Annotated in this window: 1 protein-coding gene; it reads right to left on the bottom strand. The window is 70.1% G+C overall.

All coding sequences use genetic code 11. The features are described from left to right. Positions 1-2,471 (bottom strand): condensation domain-containing protein (locus ABT004_RS36275; protein WP_351346108.1); only part of this gene is annotated, 2,471 nt, incomplete at both ends.

Here is a 2,471-nt window from a genome sequence, read left to right as displayed (position 1 = left end):
GGCGCGGTATCCGGGTACTCCCCCAACCCGTCGAGGACGCCCGCGTCCACCACCACACCCACACCGGCATCCGCAAGCATGAACTCCACACGCTCACGCGGCAGTTCAGCATCCACCGGGACGTACGCCGCCCCCGCCTTCCACACACCAAGAATCCCGGCAACCATCTCCGCGCCACGCGGCAGACGAAGCCCCACCACCGACTCCGCACCCACACCCCGACCACGCAACCAATGCGCCAGCCGATTCGCCCACACATCCAACTCGCCGTACGACACCTCAACACCGTCCGACACCACCGCCACCACACCCGGAGCCGCAGCCACCCACGCCTCGAACAACCCCACCACCGACGAACCAGCCACACCCGACGCCGCGTCAGTGTCCGTGCCCGTGCCCGTGCCCGTGTCATTCCACTCCACCAGGAGCCGATCCCGCTCACCCGGGCCGAGGATGTCCACCTCCCGCAGAGCGATCTCCGGAGTGGCGCCGTCGAGGGTCCCGGCGAGGGCGGTGACCGTGTTCTCCACGGCGGTGCGCATCAGGCGGCCCACCGCGCCCGGGTCGATGGAGTCGTACGACTGGACGCTGATGATCATCTGCTCGCGGGCGATGTCGTCCACCGACACGGCGAGGGGGTAGTTGGTCCGTTCCTGGACGAGCACACTACGGACGCCCTCGAACCCCTGGCGGCCGGCGTCGTCCGCGCCGCGCCACAGATGCCGGTAGTTGAACAGCGAGGTGAACAGGGGCGCGTCGCCCACGATCCCGCTGGCGTGCTGGGCGATGGCCAGCGGCGCGTGCTCGTGCTCCAGAAGTGCCGCCAGTTGGCCGCGCATGTCCTCGACCGCCGTCCGGACGCCCAGTCGGCCGGTCTGGACGCGTACGGGCAGGGTGTTGATGAACGGGCCCAGCACGCGGTCGGTTCCCTCGCCGGCGTTCATTCGACCGAGCAGCACCGTCCCGAAGACCACGTCGTCGCGACCGGATAGCACGCCGAGGACCCGCGCCCAGGCCACGTGCAGCACCGTGGCCGGGCTGACTCCGAGGCGTTGGGCGACGTCCCGCAGTCGAAGGACGACCTCGCCGTCCACAGGAGCCAGTTCAGTGATCGCGTCGGTGCCGCTGCTCCGCACATCGAGCTGCCCGTACGGCGCCGTCGGCTCCGTGACGTCGCTGAGCAACTCGGCGAAGAAGCGCTCGTGTTCGGCCCGGGGGATGCGCCGGGTCCTGGCGACGACGTCGCGGAAAGGCAGCGGCGCGGCGAGCCGGTCGGCACGTCCGGCCAGCATCGCCCGCAGTTCCTGGAGCAACACATCCAGGCTCAGCCGGTCCTGCGCGAGGTGATGCATCCGCACGAGGCCCAGCCACCGGCCGTCCGCCACCTCGGCCACATGCAGGTCCATCAACGGAGCACGGCCCAGGCTCAACACCGAGCCGGCCGCGGCGAGCAGAGCGGCGGCCGAGTCGCCGTCGACAGGGGGCAGTTCGTGCTCGACGACGGGCATGACCGCGCGGCGCGACACCACCTGGACGGGCTCGCGCAGCCCTTCCCACACCACCGCCGTGCGATAGATGTCATGGCGGTCCACGATCTGCTGCAAGGCACGCGCCACCGCGTCCAGCCGCTCGCGGGTGTCGAACTCGACCACCTGAGCGGTGACGTACACGTCGACGCCGTCATCCGCCAACAGGTGGTGGAACAGCATGCCTTCCTGCAACGGCGTCAGCGGGTACATGTCCGCGACGTTGGCCGCGCCGCCCTCCACCGCCGTCACCACCCGGTCGATCTCCGCCTGGGAGAGTTCGACCAGCGACAGCATGTCGGGCGTGATCCGCTCGGCGTCGGCAGAGATGAGGTTCTCCGGCGTCGGGAACGCCTCGGCATCGGTCGCACCCGCCAGGCCGGCCGGGGTCGGCGTCTCGAACAGCGCGCGCACCGGTACCGTCACGCCCCGCACCCGCAGCCGCTCGACCAGCCGTATCGCCAGGAGTGAGTGGCCGCCGAGCCGGAAGAAGTCGTCGTCCATGCCGACCGCGTCCAGCCCCAGCACCTGAGCGAAGACCTCGCAGAGGATCTCCTCTCGCACGGTCGCCGGACCCCGACCGGCGCCCGCGACGTATTCCGGCGCGGGTAGTGCTTTGCGGTCCAGTTTTCCGTTGACGGTCAGCGGGAGTTCGTCGAGCGGGACGAAGGCGGCGGGCACCATGTACTCCGGCAGCCGGGTCGCGGCGAACTCCCGTAGCCCGCCCGCCTCTTGACCGGCGGAGAGCACTACGTAGGCGACCAGTCGCAGATCCCCCGGGGTGTCCTCGCGCGCCAGGACCGCAACCTGGTCCGCTTCGGGATGGCACAGGAGGACTGCCTCGATCTCGCCCGGCTCGATACGGAAACCACGCACCTTCACCTGCTCATCGGACCGGCCCAGGAACACCAACTGCCCAGCCGGAGACCACTTGACCACGTCCCC

This window comes from Streptomyces sp. NPDC002790, from assembly GCF_040295505.1.
GTDB lineage: Bacteria > Actinomycetota > Actinomycetes > Streptomycetales > Streptomycetaceae > Streptomyces.
This window is presented reverse-complemented; position numbering and strand designations above follow the sequence as displayed.